The organism is Mesorhizobium quangtriensis (genome assembly GCF_040081925.1).
GTDB lineage: Bacteria > Pseudomonadota > Alphaproteobacteria > Rhizobiales > Rhizobiaceae > Mesorhizobium_K > Mesorhizobium_K quangtriensis.
On the sequence record NZ_JBEBMF010000001.1, the window covers coordinates 355,030 to 373,334 of the forward strand.

At 64.2% G+C, this 18,305-nt stretch carries 21 protein-coding genes; 10 read left to right on the top strand and 11 right to left on the bottom strand.

All coding sequences use genetic code 11. The annotated features are described in order from the left end of the window. Window positions 1–6 precede the first annotated feature (6 nt). Complete coding sequence (locus tag ABMA32_RS01805) at window positions 7–1,065, bottom strand: LacI family transcriptional regulator (protein ID WP_349012018.1); 1,059 nt, start codon at window positions 1,063–1,065, stop codon at window positions 7–9. Between the two features lie 384 nt (window positions 1,066–1,449). Between ABMA32_RS01805 and ABMA32_RS01810 the strand changes: the two genes are divergently transcribed. From ABMA32_RS01810 to ABMA32_RS01835, 6 genes are all read left to right on the top strand, one after another. Continuing rightward, the gene (locus tag ABMA32_RS01810; RefSeq protein WP_349012019.1) at window positions 1,450–2,688 is read left to right on the top strand and encodes an ABC transporter substrate-binding protein; all 1,239 of its coding nucleotides are present in this window, start codon (window positions 1,450–1,452) and stop codon (window positions 2,686–2,688) included. Window positions 2,689–2,773: 85 nt separating this feature from the next. After that, window positions 2,774–3,652, top strand: a complete 879-nt coding sequence (locus ABMA32_RS01815; protein ID WP_349012020.1) for a carbohydrate ABC transporter permease — start codon at window positions 2,774–2,776, stop codon at window positions 3,650–3,652. A 5-nt stretch (window positions 3,653–3,657) separates the two neighbouring features. Beyond that, window positions 3,658–4,599 (top strand): carbohydrate ABC transporter permease, encoded by a 942-nt coding sequence (locus ABMA32_RS01820; RefSeq protein WP_349012021.1) that lies wholly within the window; start codon window positions 3,658–3,660, stop codon window positions 4,597–4,599. A gap of 11 nt (window positions 4,600–4,610) precedes the next feature. Then, on the top strand, window positions 4,611–5,690 hold the full coding sequence (locus ABMA32_RS01825; RefSeq protein WP_349012022.1) for an ABC transporter ATP-binding protein: 1,080 nt from the start codon (window positions 4,611–4,613) through the stop codon (window positions 5,688–5,690). 50 nt (window positions 5,691–5,740) lie between these two features. Further along, the gene (locus tag ABMA32_RS01830; RefSeq protein WP_349012023.1) at window positions 5,741–6,490 is read left to right on the top strand and encodes a sugar phosphate isomerase/epimerase family protein; all 750 of its coding nucleotides are present in this window, start codon (window positions 5,741–5,743) and stop codon (window positions 6,488–6,490) included. A 23-nt stretch (window positions 6,491–6,513) separates the two neighbouring features. Beyond that, on the top strand, window positions 6,514–7,653 hold the full coding sequence (locus ABMA32_RS01835) for a Gfo/Idh/MocA family protein (RefSeq protein WP_349012024.1): 1,140 nt from the start codon (window positions 6,514–6,516) through the stop codon (window positions 7,651–7,653). A gap of 32 nt (window positions 7,654–7,685) precedes the next feature. Here the strand turns inward: ABMA32_RS01835 and ABMA32_RS01840 are convergent, their stop codons facing one another. Next, the gene (locus ABMA32_RS01840) at window positions 7,686–8,063 is read right to left on the bottom strand and encodes a DUF3307 domain-containing protein (protein ID WP_349012025.1); all 378 of its coding nucleotides are present in this window, start codon (window positions 8,061–8,063) and stop codon (window positions 7,686–7,688) included. A 141-nt stretch (window positions 8,064–8,204) separates the two neighbouring features. Here ABMA32_RS01840 and ABMA32_RS01845 point away from each other — a divergent pair, with 141 nt between their 5' ends. Both ABMA32_RS01845 and ABMA32_RS01850 read left to right on the top strand, forming a co-directional pair. After that, window positions 8,205–10,094, top strand: a complete 1,890-nt coding sequence (locus ABMA32_RS01845; RefSeq protein ID WP_349012026.1) for an ABC transporter ATP-binding protein — start codon at window positions 8,205–8,207, stop codon at window positions 10,092–10,094. Window positions 10,095–10,118: 24 nt separating this feature from the next. Beyond that, window positions 10,119–10,511 (top strand): GFA family protein, encoded by a 393-nt coding sequence (locus ABMA32_RS01850; RefSeq protein WP_349012027.1) that lies wholly within the window; start codon window positions 10,119–10,121, stop codon window positions 10,509–10,511. A gap of 21 nt (window positions 10,512–10,532) precedes the next feature. Here the strand turns inward: ABMA32_RS01850 and ABMA32_RS01855 are convergent, their stop codons facing one another. From ABMA32_RS01855 to ABMA32_RS01875, 5 genes are read right to left on the bottom strand one after another with little or no spacing between them, the layout of a single operon-like run. Further along, on the bottom strand, window positions 10,533–10,931 hold the full coding sequence (locus tag ABMA32_RS01855) for a periplasmic heavy metal sensor (protein ID WP_349012028.1): 399 nt from the start codon (window positions 10,929–10,931) through the stop codon (window positions 10,533–10,535). Beyond that, window positions 10,928–11,362, bottom strand: coding sequence for a hypothetical protein (locus ABMA32_RS01860; RefSeq protein ID WP_349012029.1), 435 nt, complete (start codon window positions 11,360–11,362; stop codon window positions 10,928–10,930). Before ABMA32_RS01860 ends, ABMA32_RS01855 begins: the two co-directional genes overlap by 4 nt. Further along, window positions 11,359–11,973, bottom strand: a complete 615-nt coding sequence (locus ABMA32_RS01865) for an RNA polymerase sigma factor (RefSeq protein WP_349012030.1) — start codon at window positions 11,971–11,973, stop codon at window positions 11,359–11,361. The genes ABMA32_RS01860 and ABMA32_RS01865 overlap by 4 nt, the downstream gene beginning before the upstream one ends. 7 nt (window positions 11,974–11,980) lie before the next feature. Beyond that, a complete protein-coding gene (locus tag ABMA32_RS01870) occupies window positions 11,981–12,361 on the bottom strand; it encodes a hypothetical protein (protein ID WP_349012031.1) in 381 nt (126 codons plus the stop codon). Window positions 12,362–12,417: 56 nt separating this feature from the next. Then, the gene (locus ABMA32_RS01875) at window positions 12,418–12,873 is read right to left on the bottom strand and encodes an EF-hand domain-containing protein (protein ID WP_349012032.1); all 456 of its coding nucleotides are present in this window, start codon (window positions 12,871–12,873) and stop codon (window positions 12,418–12,420) included. A gap of 191 nt (window positions 12,874–13,064) precedes the next feature. On the opposite strand from ABMA32_RS01875, the gene ABMA32_RS01880 reads away from it, so the two are divergent. Continuing rightward, a complete protein-coding gene (locus ABMA32_RS01880) occupies window positions 13,065–13,532 on the top strand; it encodes an EF-hand domain-containing protein (RefSeq protein WP_349012033.1) in 468 nt (155 codons plus the stop codon). 17 nt (window positions 13,533–13,549) lie between these two features. Beyond that, window positions 13,550–13,969, top strand: coding sequence for a BA14K family protein (locus tag ABMA32_RS01885; RefSeq protein ID WP_349012034.1), 420 nt, complete (start codon window positions 13,550–13,552; stop codon window positions 13,967–13,969). A gap of 4 nt (window positions 13,970–13,973) precedes the next feature. Here the strand turns inward: ABMA32_RS01885 and sugE are convergent, their stop codons facing one another. The 4 genes from sugE to ABMA32_RS01905 all read right to left on the bottom strand — a co-directional run bounded on the left by sugE (window position 13,974) and on the right by ABMA32_RS01905 (window position 18,294). Continuing rightward, window positions 13,974–14,288 (bottom strand): quaternary ammonium compound efflux SMR transporter SugE, encoded by a 315-nt coding sequence (sugE, locus tag ABMA32_RS01890; protein WP_349012035.1) that lies wholly within the window; start codon window positions 14,286–14,288, stop codon window positions 13,974–13,976. Window positions 14,289–14,403: 115 nt separating this feature from the next. Further along, window positions 14,404–15,042 carry a sarcosine oxidase subunit gamma gene (locus ABMA32_RS01895; protein WP_349012037.1) on the bottom strand — a complete coding sequence of 213 codons (639 nt, stop codon included), beginning with the start codon at window positions 15,040–15,042 and terminating at the stop codon, window positions 14,404–14,406. Then, a complete protein-coding gene (locus ABMA32_RS01900) occupies window positions 15,035–18,022 on the bottom strand; it encodes a sarcosine oxidase subunit alpha (RefSeq protein WP_349012038.1) in 2,988 nt (995 codons plus the stop codon). Before ABMA32_RS01900 ends, ABMA32_RS01895 begins: the two co-directional genes overlap by 8 nt. Continuing rightward, window positions 18,019–18,294, bottom strand: a complete 276-nt coding sequence (locus ABMA32_RS01905) for a sarcosine oxidase subunit delta (protein WP_349012039.1) — start codon at window positions 18,292–18,294, stop codon at window positions 18,019–18,021. The genes ABMA32_RS01900 and ABMA32_RS01905 overlap by 4 nt, the downstream gene beginning before the upstream one ends. Window positions 18,295–18,305: the final 11 nt, after the last annotated feature.

An 18,305-nucleotide genomic window follows, 5' to 3' on the forward strand; every position in this document is an offset into this window, starting at 1 on the left:
CTTGCCTTATTCGCCCAGCGCCAGAACCGGTCCGGGCTGGGCAAGGCTTTGCCGGCTGGCGGCGGGCGCACCGCCGATGAGGGCGACAAGCGAGCGTGCCAGCTCGCGCCCCGCGAGCCGGACGTTTTCGTTGACGACGTAGATCTCCGGCCGGAACAGGTGCAGCAGGCGGGCAGACTGCTTCGAAACGATATCGACGTCCCGCCCGACCTTCAGCCCGGCATCCTCGATCCCGGCCACGAGCGCGAAGGTCGCTCCGCCTGCGCCGCTGACGATGCCGTCGGGCGGGTTCGGCCTCTGCATCAGTTGCAGTGACCGGGCGCGGATCTGGTCGATCGAGTGATCGACCGTCACCGTGTTGAACGGTACTTCCGCGAAACCGATCTCGGCCATCGTGTCGAGGAATCCGTTCCGCATGTGGTGGTAGTAGGAGAGCGAAGAGGGCGGCGCGAGGAGAGCCAGCCGTTTGCGGCCGAGTTCTGCCAGTTTCCTGACAGCGTCGCGGGCGAAGGCGTAGTTGTCGAAATCGTGGAACGCGTGCTCGACACCGATCTCCGTGCGGCCGTGCGTCACGAAGGGGAAGCCGTGCTCGAGCAGGTAGCGCACCCGCTTGTCGTCGGGCTCGGTGCGCGAAATGATGACGCCGTCGGCAGACCCCGTCTCGACCACGTAGCGCACCGGCTCGAGCGGGTCGTTGTTGCGTGAATACGGCGTGACGATGAGGTGGTACGGCGTCTGCGCAAGCTGCTCGGAGATGCCGTAGATCATGTCCGATACGAAGCCGCCGATCTGCTCCTCGGTGTTGAGGACAAGGCTGATGACGTTCGTCTTTCCAGTCCTCAGACGCACGCCGGCGCGGTTTGGCCGGTAGCCCACCTGTCGCGCCACGAGTTGCACGCGCCGGCGCGTTTCCTCGCCGATTTCCGGCGCGTCCTTCAGTGCGCGCGAAACCGTCGTGACGCCAAGCCCGGTCATGAACGCGATGGTCTTCAGCGTCGGCCGGCCTGCGCCGCCCGGATGGGCGCCGCCTCTTTCCTCGTCCTCCATGTCGTGATGCTCGTCCATGACCCCCGCCTACAGATTGCGCGTTGGCGACGCAACGGCAAGCGCTCCATTCTGGAAGCAAACTGGGTGAATTTCAATCTGAAACGTTACAGATTGGTCAGGCCTGCTGACAGGAATATGCCTGGTTGCCCGCTAGGCCGCGTGAAGGCCATTTCTTCATTTTTGCAGCGCGGGATGTTTGGAATCAGTCGGTTAGCCCCCCAAAGAACCCCGAATTGCGGCGCCGCATCAAAGAAACGAAGGATCTGCCGCGTTGGGGCAGGCTTACGGAATAAATTCCGAAAGCGAAAAAATTGCAGGTCTCACCCAAAAGAGGCATTGCGCGATCAGCCTCGCTTTCATATCCTGCCAATCTGTAACGTTTCAGATCTCGGGAGGAACTTCATGCGTTATAAGCTTTTGACCGCCGCATTCGCCGCTGCCGTCGCATTACCCTGCGCGGCTCCGGCCGGCGCCACCGACCTCGAGGTTGCCCATTGGTGGACGTCGGGCGGTGAGGCTGCTGCGGTCGCCGAGTTCGCCAAGGCCTTCGACGCCACCGGAAACAAGTGGGTCGACGCAGCGATCGCCGGTGGCGGTAACACCGCGCGTCCGATCATGGTCAGTCGCATCACCGGAGGCGATCCGATGGCCGCGTTCCAGTTCAACACCGGTCGTCAGGCCGAGGAACTGATCGAGGCAGGGTTGCTGCGCGACCTGACCGATGTCGCGACGAAGGAGAACTGGTCGCAGGTCATCCGCCCGGCCAGCCTGCTCGAAGGCTGCACGGTCGACGGCAAGGTCTATTGCGTGGTGGTCAACATCCACTCGTGGCAGTGGCTCTGGCTCTCGCACAAGGCGTTCGAGGATGCCGGCGTTCCGGTCCCGAAAACCTGGGACGAGTTCGTCGCCGCCGCTCCGGCGCTCGAGGCGGCCGGCAAGATCCCGCTCGCCATCGGCGGCCAGCCCTGGCAGACCACCGGCGCTTTCAACGTGCTGATCCCGGCCATCGCCGGCAAGGACGTCTTCCTGAAAGTCTATCAGGAGCATGATGCCGAGGCTGCGGCTGGTCCCGAAATCGCCAAGGTGTTCAAGGCCGCCGACAACGCGCGCAAGATGTCGGCGAAATCGAACGTGCAGGACTGGAATCAGGCGACCAACCTCGTCATCACCGGCCAGGCCGGCGGCCAGATCATGGGCGACTGGGCGCAGGGCGAGTTCCAGGTTGCCGGCCAGGTGGCCGGCAAGGACTACACCTGCCTGCCAGGCCTCGGCGTCAACGAACTGATCTCCACTGGCGGCGATTCCTTCTACTTCCCCAAGCTCGACGATCCCGAGAAGACCGCGGCCCAGGAGGTCCTCGCCTCGACCATGCTCAGCCCCGAGACCCAGGTTGCCTTCAATCTGAAGAAGGGCTCCGTGCCGGTGCGCGGCGACGTCGATGTGACGGCTGCCAACGACTGCATGAAGAAGGGCTTGGAAATTCTCGCCTCGGGAAATATCATCCCAGATACCAACCAGCTCAACACAGAGGACACCAACAACCAGCTCAACGACCTGTTCGTTGAGTTCTTCAAGACGCCGACGCTGACACCGGAAGAAGCACAGAAGCGCTTCGCCGCGATCATCGCCGCAGCGGACTGACTTTCTGGCAAAGCGCCCCCAGACGCCTGGCATATCCCCAACGGCCGGCGTCTGGGTTTTTTTCCCGCGCAACTGGTAGTCGTCCATGTCTCGTCCGAACCAGCTCTTCCGCAATCTGAGTGCGAAGATCGCGTCGATCCCCATGATCCTGACGGCGGTCGTCATCTTCGTTGGCGGCACCGCATGGACGATCGTGCATTCATTCACCAACTCCCGGCTGCTCCCGCGCCTCAACTTCGTGGGGCTGGCCCAGTATGAACGGCTGTGGACGACGCCGCGCTGGCTGATCTCGATCGAGAACCTGCTGATCTACGGCAGCCTGTCGCTGATCTTCTCGCTGCTGGTGGGCTTCATCCTCGCAGCCCTGCTCGACCAGAAGATCCGCTTCGAGGATACGTTCCGCACCATCTTCCTCTATCCCTTCGCGCTCTCCTTCGTCGTCACCGGCCTCGTCTGGCAGTGGCTGCTCAATCCGGATTTCGGCGTCCAGCATGTCGTCCGCTCGATGGGCTGGGAGTCGTTCACCTTCAACCCGCTCTATGACAAGGACCTGGTCATCTACGGTATCCTCTTCGCCGGTCTCTGGCAGGGCACTGGCCTTGTCATGTGCCTGATGCTGGCCGGTCTGCGCGGCATCGACGAGGACATCTGGAAAGCAGCGCGCGTCGACGGCATTCCCATGTGGAAGACGTATCTGTTCATCGTGATCCCGATGATGCGGCCTGTGTTCGTCACGACGCTCGTCATCATCGCCAGCGGCGTCGTGCGCGTCTACGACCTCGTCGTCGCACAGACCAGCGGCGGCCCGGCGCTCGCCTCTGAGGTGCCGGCGAAATACGTCTATGACTACATGTTTGCAGCACAAAATCTTGGCCAGGGCTTCGCCGCCTCGACCATGATGCTGCTCACAGTGGCGATCATCATCGTGCCATGGGCCTATCTCGAATTCGGGCGGAGGCGCTGACGCCGATGTCCAACCCCGCCACCCTTGCCATCACCGTCGCAGGCACCAGCGCGATCGCCGACGAACTTTCGGGGCCGCGCGGGCCGAAGCCGCGGGTTACCTTCTCGCGACGCAACATCTTCATCTACGGCGTCCTCATCGTCGCGGCGATCTACTACCTCATCCCGCTTTACGTGATGATCGTCACATCGCTGAAGGGAATGCCCGAGATCCGTCTCGGCAATATCTTCTCGCCGCCGGTCGAGATCACCTTCGAGCCGTGGGTGAAAGCATGGGCGACAGCGTGCACGGGTCTGAATTGCGATGGGCTCTCCAGAGGTTTCTGGAATTCCGTGCGCATCACCGTCCCTTCGGTGATCGTTTCGATCGCCATTGCATCGATCAACGGCTACGCCCTTGCCAACTGGCGGTTCAAGGGCGCCGAGATATTCTTCACGATCCTCATCGTCGGCGCGTTCATCCCCTACCAGGTGATGATCTATCCGATCGTCATCGTGCTGCGCGAGATGGGTCTGTACGGCTCGCTCACCGGGCTGATCATCGTGCACTCCATCTTCGGCATGCCCATCCTGACGCTCCTCTTCCGCAACTATTTCACTGCGCTTCCCGAAGAACTCTTCAAGGCCGCACGCGTCGATGGCGCGGGCTTCTGGGGCATCTATTTCCGCATCATGCTGCCGATGAGCCTGCCGATCTTCGTCGTCGCCATCATCCTGCAGGTGACCGGCATCTGGAACGACTTCCTGTTCGGCGTCGTCTACACCAAGCCCGACACCTATCCGATGACCGTCCAGCTCAACAACATCGTCAACTCCGTGCAGGGCGTGAAGGAATACAACGTCAACATGGCGGCGACCCTCATCACCGGACTCGTGCCGCTGGTCATCTACTTCGTCTCCGGAAAACTGTTCGTGCGCGGCATCGCCGCCGGCGCGGTCAAGGGTTAGGGCAACGACATATGCCGAGCGTCGCGATCAAGAACCTGTCGCTGAATTTCGGGGCCGTACCGGTGCTGAGGGATCTCGATCTCGACATCGAGGAAGGCGAGTTCCTCGTCCTGCTCGGCCCGTCCGGCTGCGGCAAGTCCACGCTGCTCAACTGCATCGCCGGCCTGCTCGACGTCTCCGAAGGCCAGATCTTCATCAAGGGCAAGAACGTCACCTGGGAAGAACCAAAGGACCGCGGCATCGGCATGGTCTTCCAGTCCTATGCGCTCTATCCGCAGATGAGCGTCAGGGGGAACCTGACCTTCGGCCTGAGGAATGCAGGCGTGCCGAAGGACGAGATCGAGCGGCGCATCGCGCGCACCTCGGAAATCCTGCAGATCGAGCCGCTGCTCGACCGCAAGCCTTCGCAGCTTTCCGGCGGCCAGCGCCAGCGCGTCGCCATCGGCCGGGCGCTGGTGCGCGACGTGGATGTCTTCCTCTTCGACGAGCCGCTGTCCAACCTCGACGCCAAGCTGCGCGCCGAGCTTCGCGTCGAGATCAAGCGGCTGCACCAGAAACTCGCCAACACCATGATCTACGTCACCCACGACCAGATCGAGGCAATGACGCTCGCCGACCGCATCGCCGTCATGCGCGGCGGCCTGATCCAGCAGCTCGACCGGCCGCAGGAGATCTACAAGCGCCCGGTCAACCGCTATGTCGCCGGCTTCATCGGCTCGCCCGGCATGAATTTTCTCGACGGCGAGATCGTCACCCGCGACGGCGAACCTCGCTTCATCGCCAATGGCGTAGACATCCCACTCGCGCGCTACGCCTTCCAGAACCCTCGCCAAGGGCCCGCCGTATTCGGCATTCGGCCGGAACATGTGATGGCCAATTCCGGCGAGGACTGGCCCTTTTCCGACAGCGTGCCCGTCGAGATCGTCGATCCCATGGGCTCGGATACGCTCGTCTGGAGCAAACTTGGTAGCCAGACGCTCACGATTCGTGTTTCTTCCGAACGCTCCCCGAATGTCGGCGACACGATAGCGGTCGGATTCGACCCGATGAACGCGTCCTTGTTCGACGCCACGTCGGGAGACCGGCTTTAGGAACGAATTGCCGGGCGTCCCAAGGCCCGGATGTCAGAAAGGAAATATCCGTGAACTGGTCCATGCAACTCTACAGTGCCCGCAACTTCCAGCCCTGGGACAAGGTGCTGAAGAGTCTCGGCGACGCCGGCTACAAGGAAGTCGAGGGTTATGGCGGCGTCTATGACGATCTCGCCGGCCTGAAGACGGAACTCGACAAAAACGGGCTTTCCATGCCGACCGGTCATTTTTCCATCGACATGCTGGAGACTGATTTCGACGGTGTGCGCAAGATCGCAGACGCGCTCGGCATCCGCACCATGATCTGCCCCTACCTCAACGCCGAGGCGCGGCCCGAGGCGACCGCTGCCGGCTGGCGCGGCTTCGGCGAGCGGCTGGCGAAAGTCGGCGCCCGCGCCAAGAAGGACGGCTACGGCTTCGCCTGGCACAACCACGATTTCGAATTCAAGGCGCTCGACGACGGCTCGGTTCCGCAGGAGCACATCCTTGCTGCCGCGCCCGAAGTTGGCTGGGAGATGGACGTCGCCTGGGTGGTGCGCGGCGGCGCAGACCCGCTGCCCTGGATCGACCGTCACGGCAGCCGCATCGTCTCCGTCCACGTCAAGGACATCGCGAAGGCGGGCGAGGGGCTGGACGAGGATGGCTGGTCGGATGTCGGCCACGGCACGATCGACTGGGCATCGCTGCTCAAGACGCTGCGCGCGAAGACGTCCGCAAAGCACTACGTCATGGAGCAGGACAACCCGAACGACTTCGAGCGCTTCGCCCGCCGCTCGATCGCATCCGTCAAATCCTACTGATCGCCATACCAGGAGCAATCTCAATGGCACGCAAGCTTGGTGTCGGCATCGTCGGATGCGGCAACATCTCCACCACCTATTTCAACTTCGCGCCGCTTTTCAAAGGCATCGAGGTCAGGGCCTGCGCCGATATCAACCCGGCCGCCGCAAAGGCGAGGGCGAAGGAATACGGCGTTCGCGCCGAAAGCGTCGACGAGCTGTTTGCCGACGATGAGGTCGATATCGTCGTCAACCTGACCATCCCGGCAGTTCACTACGACGTATCGCGTCAGGCCCTCGACGCCGGCAAGCACGTATATTCGGAAAAGCCCTTCGTGCTGTCGGTCGCGGAAGGTCTCGACCTGAAAAAGCGGGCGGCGAAAAAGGGCGTCCGGATCGGCTCCGCGCCGGACACCTTCCTCGGCGGCTCGCATCAGTTCGTCCGCCATCTCATCGACGAGGGCGCGCTCGGCACGATCACCGGTGGCACCTGCCACGTCATGAGCCGGGGCATGGAGCACTGGCATCCCAATCCGGACTTCTTCTTCCAGCCGGGCGCGGGTCCGATCCTCGATCTCGGCCCGTACTACATCACCAACCTGATCCAGCTCATCGGACCGGTGAAAAGCGTGGCGGCGCTGACCTCGATCCCGCGCAAGCAGCGCGTCATCGCCAACGGTCCGCGCAACGGCGAGAAGATCCCGGTCGATACGCCGACCACAATCCACGCGCTCCTGCAGTTCGAAAGCGGGGCGATCGTCGCGCTCGGCACAAGCTGGGATGTCTGGGGCCACGGCCACTCTCCGATGGAGCTCTACGGCGAGGCCGGCACTGTCTACGTTCCCGACCCCAACTTCTTCGGTGGCGACGTGCGCTACACGCAAGGGGCGAAGGACATGAAGAAGCAGCCGGCGTGGAAGCACCCCTTCGGCGTGCCGAACCAGCAGCACTCCGTCGGCATGATGGCCAACTACCGCACCGCCGGCCTGTCGGACATGGCGCTCGCCATCCAGTCGGGCGTTCCGCATCGCTGCTCGCTCGAACTTGCGCTGCACACGGTCGAGGTCATGACCGCGATCCTGAAGTCCGGCGAAACCGGCAAGTTCGTCGAAATGCGTACGACCTGCGAACGCCCCGCCGCGCTCGGCCCGAAGGAAGCACGAGCGCTGCTGGCGAAGGTGTGAGTGATTGGCGGTAAGGGGCGCTTCGACGTCCCCTACCGCACCCAGCCCGTCACATAGATGACAATGATCAGATAAGTCAGCCCGTGCAGGAGCTGGTCGAAGCCGATCGCGTTCCAGAAGCGGGCGCCGACGCGCCAGTCGAGACGCTTGACCGTCTGCTCCTTGCCCCAGTCGATGTGGTAGTGCGCGATGAATTCGACCACCAGAACGGTCAGGATCACCGATGGCGGCGGCATCACCGCCAGCAGCGCCACCAGCGTGCCGCACACATGGATGCCTGAGTGGACCAGCCCGCCGCGTGCGCCGTAAATGCCTTTCTGGCCGATCTGCCAAGGCGTCTGCAGCACGAAATCGCACACGAAGTGCTTCAGCAGCAGCAAGGCAAAAAGAGTTATCGCGGCAGTCGTCATTCCGGTCTCGGTCGCTCCTCTGGCCAATAGTAGCCAGCCCTCTCAAGTCATTACAGCACGGAGGGCGTTAATCAGCCAATACTAAGACATGTGCATTGAGGCATTGCGTGGGATCAAACGAGGCACCATTTTCCGGCCGAGATGAGTTCCAGTGAAAATTTTGCCGCAAGGCTGGCGTTTCGCAGTTCCACCGCCGACCAGCCCCCGCTCGGCCAGCAGCTGGCGACGCTGCGTCACCTGAAGCGCTTCTTCGCGCAGGTCTGGCGTACAAGCCCGCAACTCACGGTCGCAAGCATCGCGCTCAGGTTGCTTTCGGCGATCCAGCCACTGCTTCTGCTTTATGTCGGCAAGCTCATCATCGACGAGGTCGTGCTGCAGGCGGGCCAGCCCACGCCCGGACCCGCCTTCTCGGATTGGATCGCCAGCGGCCGCCTCACGCTCGTCGGCGAGCTTCTGCTGCTGGAATTCGCGCTCGTCGTCACGGGCGACCTGCTGTCGCGTGCGGTTTCGCTGGTCGACGGCATCCTCTCCGAGCTGCACTCCAACACCGTGAGCATGGAGCTGATGCGCCATGCCGCGGGGCTAGACCTCCGGCACTTCGAATCCAGCGAATACCAGGACCGGCTGGAGCGCGCCCGCCGACAGGCCGCCGGCCGCAATGCGCTGCTGGCCCAGATTTTCGGGCAGGGGCAGTCGATCGTCACCATCGTTACGCTCGCGGCCGGCCTCTTCTTCTATGCGCCGTGGCTGATCCTGTTGCTGTTCGTCTCGCTCATCCCGGCTGTCCTCAGCGAGGTAAAGTTCAACACCCGCTCTTACCTGCTGAACAGGATGCGCTCGCCCGAGCGGCGTGAACTCGAATATCTGCGCTATATCGGCGCCAGCGCCGAGACGGCGAAAGAGATCAAGCTTTTCGGCTTGGGCTCCTTTCTCGTCGGTCGCTTCAGGCGGCTTGCCGACGCAATCATGCGCGACAACCGGCGGCTGGCGACCCAGCGCGCCATCTGGGGCGGCGTATTCGCGGCGCTGTCGAGCATCGCCTATTACGGCGCATATGCCTACATCGTCTGGCGCACGATCGGCGGCCAGTTCACGCTCGGCGACCTGGCTTTTCTCTCGGGCTCCTTCCTGCGTCTGAACGCCCTGTTCAGCCAGCTTCTCATCGGCGTCACGCAGATCGCGGGCCAGTCGCTTTATCTCGACGACCTGTTCTCGTTCTTCGACATCAGGCCAACCATCGCGCTGTCGCCGAACCCGAAGCCGTTCCCTTTGCCAATCCGAGAGGGTATCGTCTTCGAAAATGTCGGCTTCCGCTATCCCGATACCGAGCGCTGGGCGGTGCGCGGCCTGAGCTTCGAGATGAAGGCCGGCGAGGCGGTAGCACTGGTCGGCGAGAACGGCGCCGGCAAGACCACCATCGTCAAGCTGCTCACCCGCCTCTACGATCCCGACGAGGGACGAATCCAGATCGACGGCGTCGACCTGCGCGACTTCGACATCGAAGATTTGCGCACCCATATCGGCGTCATCTTCCAGGACTTCATCCGCTATTCCTTCACGGCCGCCGAGAACATCGGCGTCGGCCGCATCGAGGCGGGGCCGGACCGGCCGCGCATCGAGGCATCCGCCGAGCAGAGCCTCGCCGCGCCAGTGATCGAAAAACTACCGCTCGCCTACGACCAGCCGCTAGGAAAACTCTTCGCCAATGGCCGCGATCTCTCCGGTGGCGAATGGCAGAAGGTGGCGATCGCCCGCGCCTACATGCGGGACGCGGAACTCATCATCTTGGACGAGCCGACCGCCGCGCTAGACGCCAAGGCGGAAGCGGAAGTGTTCGAGCGCTTCAAGCGTCTGGCACGCGGCAAGACCGCCGTGCTGATCTCGCACCGCTTCTCGACGGTGCGCATGGCCGATCGTATCCTGGTGCTGTCCGGCGGCGCGATCATCGAGGCCGGCTCGCATGAAGAACTGATCGCGCGGCGCGGCGTCTATGCGGAGCTGTTCGAATTGCAGGCGGCGGGCTATCGCTGAACCCAGCGCAGGAGGAGGCGCGGTATGGAGAAGTTCAACGGCGGCTGCCTGTGCGGAAATGTCCGGATCGAGGCATCCGGGCGGCCATACCGGGTCGGCATCTGCCACTGCATGGACTGCCGCAAGCATCACGGCGCGCTTTTCCACGCCTCCGCGATCTTCCCGCAGGACGCTGTCACGATCGAAGGCCAGACAGGCAACTATGCCGGGCGGCACTTCTGCACCCGCTGCGGCTCGTCGGTATTCTCGCGCAGTGCCGACGAGATCGAGATAAACCTCGGCTCGCTTGACGCTCCAAACCAGTTGCAGCCGACCTATGAACTATGGACTGTCCGTCGCGAGTCCTGGCTGCCGCCGTTTCCCTTGAAGCGCCGCTACGAGCGCGACCGCGACGAGACGAGCCGCTTCGAGGAGTAGGCAGCCGTCATCGCGACAGGCTCACGTCGATGTCGCCCGTGTGTTCCTCAGCGCTTCGAGCAGCAGCCTCTGCATCATCTCAAGCAGCGCATCGGTCGCGTTGCGCACGCGCTTCATCGCTTGCTCGGCGTCGGCCTGCACATAAGGGGTGGCGGAAGCCGCATCGGCCAGCGCGCGCCGTGCCTGCCGCAACTCGCGCAGCGCCGCGAAGGTGACGGGACGGTTCACGCGCAGCAGCCGGCGGAACTCGGCGCGCACCTCCTCCGGATAGGTTCGCACAAGCGCTTCGGCCATGGCCCCTGGACCGCCCACACCCAGCCTGTGCTGTTTCACCACGTAGCCCGCCAGGAAGAAATTCGCGAGCACGGAGAGGGCAAGCGCCGCGACAAGGACGATCTGCAACCAGGAGCGGCGCGTCATAGCTGTTCCTCCCCATCGCCCGAATCGAGTTCGTCGAACACGCCGCCTCCGTCACCGCCGAGCGTCAGTGCCAGCAGCGCGTCGTCAAGCCCCTCCGGCGTGTCGTTCGCCGCCATATAGCCGCCAAGGGCAGCCAACAGCAGCAGCGCGGCGAAACCCGACGCGGCGGCGGGCATCGGCCACACACGCGCGAAGCCGCCGAACGCGCCCGGCTTCCGCTCCACGTTGATCGTCGCAAGCACTTTGCGCGTCAGGGTGATGTCGTCGGTCGGAGACCCGACGGCTTCAAGCACCAGCCGGTCCAGCGCGTCGTCCGCATCGACCGTGTCGGCGGCGTCTCGGCGCATGGCCTCCTGCCGGTAAGGCGCCGGCCAGAGCGACACATCCGCGCCGAAGCGCCGCTGCAATTGCTCGAATTCCTGTTCGTTCATGACACACTCCCTGGCCGATTCTGACTCTTGTTTTCCGCCGACGCCATATGGTCGCGCAGCGCGCGGCGGCCGCGCACAAGCAACTGTTCCGCCGAGCCGACGCTTGTCCCCATCACCTCGGCGATCTCCGACACGTCCATGTCGGCGACCGAGCGCAGCAGCAGGGCCATGCGCTGCCGCTCGGGCAGCGCGGCCAAGCCATCGCGCACGATCGCGAGTTCCTGTCTCGCCCCGATGCGCTGTTCCGCCGCCGGCTCCTCGACGGCGATCTCCTCGGCCGTAGCGTCCAGCCCAAGGAAGGCGCGGAAGCTGCGTCGCCTGCGCATGTCGATGCAGCGGTTGGCCGCGATGCGATAAAGCCAGGTCGACGCGCGGCCCTTCGCCGGATCGAACCGCGCCGCATGTTTCCAGACAGCGACGAAGACGTCCTGCACCACATCCTCGGCATCGCTCATGCTTCCGAGCAGCCGGGCCGCGAAGAGGCGCAGGCCACGGCCGTGGCGGTCGATGACCTTCGCCAGCGCCGCTTGGTCGCCGGAGGCCACGCGCACGAGAAGGCGGTCATCGTCGTGACCGACCGTACCCGCTGCCGACGCCCCCGCCCCGCTCAAGCTGGTCCTACCTCCGCCAGAAGCGGCGCACGCCGACGACGCTGTTGCCTTCCGGTCCGGTTATAGCGCCGGCGGAGCGGACGCGATACGGACCGCGCGCCGAATAGCGCTCGCCTGACCAGGTCTTGCCTTCCGGGCCCGTTGCGGAAAAGCTGCGCTTGCAACGGTCCACGACGCCGTCGAAGCAGGTGGAGCTGGATGAATACGTACCGCCATTCGGCCCGCTGCGGCTTGTCTCGCCAGCGTACACGCGGCCATCGCGCGTCACCTCGCGGGTCAGTTCGCCGCCACGGGCGGTAGGGCGCTTCCACTGCTCGGCGGCGGCGGGTGCGAGCGCCAGCAGCATCATGTTCACCGCCGCAATCGAGGAACGAAGGATATGGGTCACCGAAGTCTCCATGACTTGAGGAAAGTGCGAATTCAAGAGGGGTCAATGCGCAACGGTCAGCCCGCCTTGCCGACCCTTCCGAACAGTGTTCGCAGGGCGTCGATCTCGTCCGCAGTGACGACGCCGTCGCCGTTGCGGTCGGCCAGATCGAATATGACCGTCCGCGACTGGAATTCGTCGGCGGACACTTTTCTGTCGCCGTCCTTGTCCATGCGTTGCCATTGCATGGAAAGGCGGGTCTCCATCATCGTCGCGCGATCGATGATGGCCTGTCGCGCACGGTCGACCTCCGCCTCGTCGACGAGCCCATCCCCATTCCGGTCGAGCCGGGCGAAGAGTCTCTTGCGCGCCTGTTCGGACTCTTCCCTGGTGATCTTGCCATCCTTGTCGGCATCAAGGCGGGCCAAGAACTTCTGTGATTTAGCGGGCTCCCGTTCAGTCGGTTGAGCGATGGCGGTGCTACCCGTCACTGCGAGAACCAGCGTGGCAAGCGCCACGGACGCGGTTTTCATGATCGTGCTCCTTTCAAACACCGGCCGTCGCGGCCGTATGCAGGTCAATACGAGCAGGCCTCGAAACTCCTACGCGGCGGGCCGGGAATTTTGCCCGAGCGACGCCGCCTGATTTTTTCGCCGGGCCGCGTAGGAGCCCGGAAAGCCCGTCGTAGAAGCCGACAAAGGGACAAAGTCGAAAGGAGAGCTTCATGAGACCTGCAAGCTTGCTGCTTGCCGTCGTCGGGTTGTGCGTAACGGCGGCAGGCGGCGCGCACGCCTCGGATGTCGAGGGCGTACGCGCCAAATTCCGCGAGATCGACACGAACGGCGATCATTCGATCCAGTTCAGTGAGATCGAGGCCGCGCGGGCGAAGATTTTCGACAGGATGGACGCCAATGGCAGCGGCGTTCTGGATCAGGCCGAGATCGACACAGTCAGGAAGGTCGCCGCCGCGCAAGGCAAGAAATCGGGCAATCCCGGCTTCCTCGCAGCCTTCGATGCGAGCAGGCGCATGACGCTGATGGACACGAATGGCGACGGCGCGATCTCGCGCGTCGAGTTCGCCGGCTTCATCCCTCCGGAAATGCGCAGCGCCGACAGCGACGGTGACAACGCGCTTTCCATCAAGGAAATGCGTTCGCTCAAGCGCGCGCGGGATGCCGCGCAAGCTCAATAAGACACGAGGAAAAGAACATGAAAATTCGCTTCATCCTCATGGCGGCTGCCATGGCTTTCGCAACGACCGCACCGGCGTTGGCGGTGCCGCTTCCGCGGCCAACCGTCAGCCCGGACTTGTCCGCAACCGCCGAACCCGTCGCCCATCGCCACGGCTTCTATCGCGTCAGGGGCGTGTACTATTACAACGGCCATCGCGGCGTCGTCGTCGCCCGGCCCGGCTATCGATACTACAGAGGCTACTGGTTCCCTGCCGCGGCGTTCGCGGTGGGAGCGGCGGCCGGCGCGGCGGTTGTGACAACCCCCGCCCCCTCTCGCCGGCTGGCCGCCGCGCATGTCGCATGGTGCTACGAGACCTACCGGTCCTATCGCTCATACGACAACACCTATCAGCCCTACGAGGGACCGCGCCGCCAGTGCTGGTCGCCCTATAGCTAAGCGGTCAGGAGACGAGCTTCAGGCCGACGATGCCGGCTACGATGAGACAGATGCAGGCGAGCCGGGCGACTGTTGCCGGCTCGCCGAGCAGATAGACCCCGAGGATTGCCGTTCCGACCGCGCCGATGCCTGTCCACACGGCATAGGCCGTGCCGACCGGCAGCGTCTTCAGCGCGACACCCAGGAGCCCGATGCTGGCCAGAAAAGCGGCCGCCGTCCAGATCGTCGGAACGAGCTTGGTGAAACCTTCGGTGTATTTCAGGCCGATGGCCCAGCCGATCTCGAACAGACCTGCGATGAAAAGATAGACCCAGCTCATGGAAGAAGACTCCTCTGTGCGGAAGGGTCGTCCCTTCGTTGATGGGCAAAACGCCCGAGGCCGTCCTCGAGCGCTTCTCTACGCGATCCGCGCACTCAGGTGAAGGACCACCCGGTCAAGCCTGCCATGCCCCCGGCGCATCGATCGTCACGCCATACTCCGCGCCGGAGTCCAGCAGCGTGTGCCAGAGGCTTTCCGCGAAGGTCGCGAAGACTAGCAGGTGGAACACCGCCGCGCCGTCGCGATCCGTGCTGCGCCAGAGATTGACGGAGGTGTGGTCGATCGAGGTCGCCGCCGCGGCCCATTGCGGGAAAACCGCCGGGTGCAGATCAAGAGAACAGACCTTTGCCAGCATGTCGCGCGAGCGTTGGCCGGAAATACGCAGCAGCGACCGGCCGTCGGATTGCTCGGACAAGGAAGCCATCCCGGCAAAGGTGAGCCGCGCCCGTTCAAGACCATCGCCGCGCGGCGACAGCACGAGGAACTGGTCAGGGCCTGACCAGACCAGAAGCGCACCCTGCGCCACGACAGCATGCGGCTTGGCTGGCGCCGATGCTCCATACGCTTCCTTGCAGGCCTGGTCGGTCGCGCTCCATTGGCCGCGCCGCGCCATCACCTGCACCAGTTCAAAGCCCGTCTGCTCGGCCATCGTCAGGCCGGCATCGTGCTCTTTCACGCCGTGACGGCCAGCCGCATAGATGCGCGACAGCGGCGTCGTCTCAGCCCAGGACAGTTCAACCGACAGTTCAACCACGCTGGCGTCCTCCCTCCGGATCGTAGAAGACTGGGTTGCAAATCTCGACTTCGTAGTCCTCGCGGCGCACCGGATCGTGCGCCATGGCGATCTCGCCGTGCCGCTCGCGGCCGTGCTTTACGAGGCCGAGCCCGATCCACTGGTCCATGAAAGGCGAGAAGCAGACGGAGGTGACATAGCCGTCGTCCGTCTCTGGCCCGGGCGTCGCGCCCTTCGGAATGATGTGCGCGCCGGAACGAAGGCGGCGCGCCTTGTCGACAGGCTTGATGCCCACCACGACCTGTCGGTCGTCGGCGACGAGCGCCTCGCGGCCTGCCATGGTCCGACCGATGAAGTCCTTCTTGGTCGACATCATCTTGCCGAGCCCAAGATCGGCTGCGGTCGTCGTTCCATTGAGTTCGGGGCCGGCGACATGGCCCTTCTCGATACGCATCACGCCGAGCGCCTCGGTACCGTAAGGCGTCACGCCGTACTTTTCGCCTGCACTCATCAGGTTGCGCACCAGCGCATCGCCGAACCGCGCCGGCACCGAAATCTCGAACGCCATCTCACCGGAGAAGGAGATGCGGAACAGCCGCGCCTTCACGCCGCCGCGCAACATCACCTCACGTGTGCCCATGAAGGGGAAGCCTTCGTTCGACAGGTCTTCGGAGGGGGCGACGATGTCCCGCAGCAGGTCGCGCGTCTTCGGCCCGGCGATGGAGAACTGCGCCCACTGGTCCGACACGGAGGTAAGCTGCACGTCGAGTTCCGGGAACAGCACCTGCCGGCAGAACTCCAGGTGTTGCATCACCTGTCCCGCTTTCGCGGTGGTGGTCGTGAGGAAGTAGTGGTCCTCGGCCAGCCGCGACGTCGTGCCGTCGTCATAGACGATGCCGTCCTCACGCAGCATGATGCCGTAGCGCGCCTTGCCGACCGCGAGGTTGGAGAAGGTGTTGATGTAGACGCGATCGAGGAAGGTTCCGGCGTCCGGCCCGTGCACGTCGATCTTGCCGAGCGTTGAGACATCGCAGAAGCCGACGCCCGAGCGCACGGCCTTCACTTCGCGCGTGACCGAAACCAGCCAGTCCTTCTCGCGCTTGATCGGATACCATTGAGCGCGTTTCCAGAGACCGGTGTCGACAAACACCGCGCCGCGCTCGGCGGCCCAATGATGCGATGGCGTCAGCCGGGTCGAGTGGAAGTTTTCGTCGCGATGGTGGCCGGCCAACGCACCGATGGCGATCGGCACATAGGGCGGGCGATAGATGGTGGTGCCCGTCTCCGGGATCGAACGGCCGGTCAGCTCCGCCATGATGGCGAGGCCCTGCACATTCGAGTTCTTGCCCTGATCGGTTGCCATGCCGAGCGTGGTGTAGCGCTTCAGGTGTTCGACCGACTGGAAGCCCTCGCGCGCGGCGAGCGCGATGTCGGAGGCCGTCACGTCGTTCTGGAAATCGACGAAGGCCTTGTGCTTGCTGTTGACGGTCCAGAGCGGCTTCAGCGAATAGGCTGCATCCTCGTCGGACACGGGCGTGTTGCCGGCGCTCTTGCTGAAGCCAAGATCACCGGCCGCCGCAGCGCCCGACGAATGTCCCTCCATCAGGCATGCCGCGAGCGAGAATTCGCCGTTGGCGGATCCCGCCGCGACCATGCCGGGAGGCGCGCCATCCGGCACGAAGGCGGCGATGTCGTCGCGCCATTTAGGCCGGCCGCGATGCTGCGAGGTCAGCCCGACGGCTGGATTCCAGCCGCCCGAGACGGCAAGCGCGTCGGCTTCCAGAGTGGCTTTCGCCCCGCCGGCCAGTGCCGCAACGATTTTTGCGACGCCTGTTTTGCCGCCTTCGACATGGTCGACCATGCCGTTGAGGACCGCGAAGCCATGCTTGGCGGCAAGCGCGCGCTGTTCGGCCGACACCTCCGCACGCGCATCGACGATGCCTGCGATGGTCACGCCAGCCGCCAGTGCGGCCTCGACCGTCTTCCAGCCGTCGTCATTGTTGGTGAAGAGCGCCAGCCGCTTCGCCGGCGTCGCCGCGTAGCGGTTGATGTAGGTGCGCACCGCCGAAGAAAGCATCACGCCGGGCGTGTCGTTGCCGCCGAAAACGATCGGCCGCTCCAGCGCGCCTGCTGCGACGATCGTGCGCTTCGCCACGATGCGCCAGAGGCGTTGGCGCGGCTGGTGCTCAGGCGGCACCGGCAGGTGGTCGCTCACCCGTTCCAGCGCCGCATGCACGCCCTGGTCGAAGGCTCCGGTCAACGTCGTGCGCGTCATGATGCGCACTTCGGGCATGGACTCGAGCTCGGCGACTGCCTTGGCGACCCACTCGTTTGCCGGCAAACCGTCGATCGTGCCGCCGTCGGAAAGCAGCCGCCCGCCTAGCACGGAATCCTCTTCGCAAAGGATTACCCGCGCACCGGCGCGACCTGCCGCGAGCGCGGCCGCAAGGCCCGTCGGCCCGCTGCCGGCGATCAACACGTCGCAATGAGCCCACGCCTTCTCGTAGTGGTCGGGGTCGCTCTTGTCGGCAGCGCGTCCGAGGCCTGCCGCGCGGCGGATCAGCGGCTCGTAGAGCTTTTCCCACAGCGCCGAAGGCCACATGAAGGTCTTGTAGTAGAAGCCCGCGACGAAGATCGGCGACGCCAGCTGGTTGATCGAAAGGAAGTCGAAGTTGAGCGACGGCCAGCGGTTCTGGCTGGTCGAAACCAACCCGTCATAAAGCTCGATCGTGGTTGCGCGCGTGTTCGGCTCGCGGCGTGCGCCTGTGCGCAGTTCCACCAGCGCGTTCGGCTCCTCTGAACCAGCGGTCAGGATGCCACGCGGGCGATGATACTTGAACGAGCGCGCGACCAGTTTCACCCCGTTGGCGACAAGCGCCGAGGCCAGCGTGTCGCCTGCGAAACCGTCCATCGACTTGCCGTCGAAGCTGAACAATAGCCTCTTGTCGCGATCGATGAGGCCGCCTGTCGCGAGGCGATGCGTCTGCCCGGCCGCGCTCATGACGCCACCTTTTGGGCACCCGCGCCGGCGACCGGCTCGACGGAGAAGATCTCGTGCGTCACCGTGTTGCGCCGGACCTTGAGCCAGGAGCGACAGCCGCCGCCGTGATACCAAAGCTCCTCCATCTCCCCGGCGACGTTGTCGCGCAGGTAGACGTAGTCATAGAACGCATCCTGGCCGGCGTCCGGCGCGGGTCGCTTCGGCTTGGCGTCGCCCAGATAGGAGAACTCGCCGTTCTCGCGCGGGCCACAGAAGGGGCAGGTTATACGCATCGTTCTTTTAC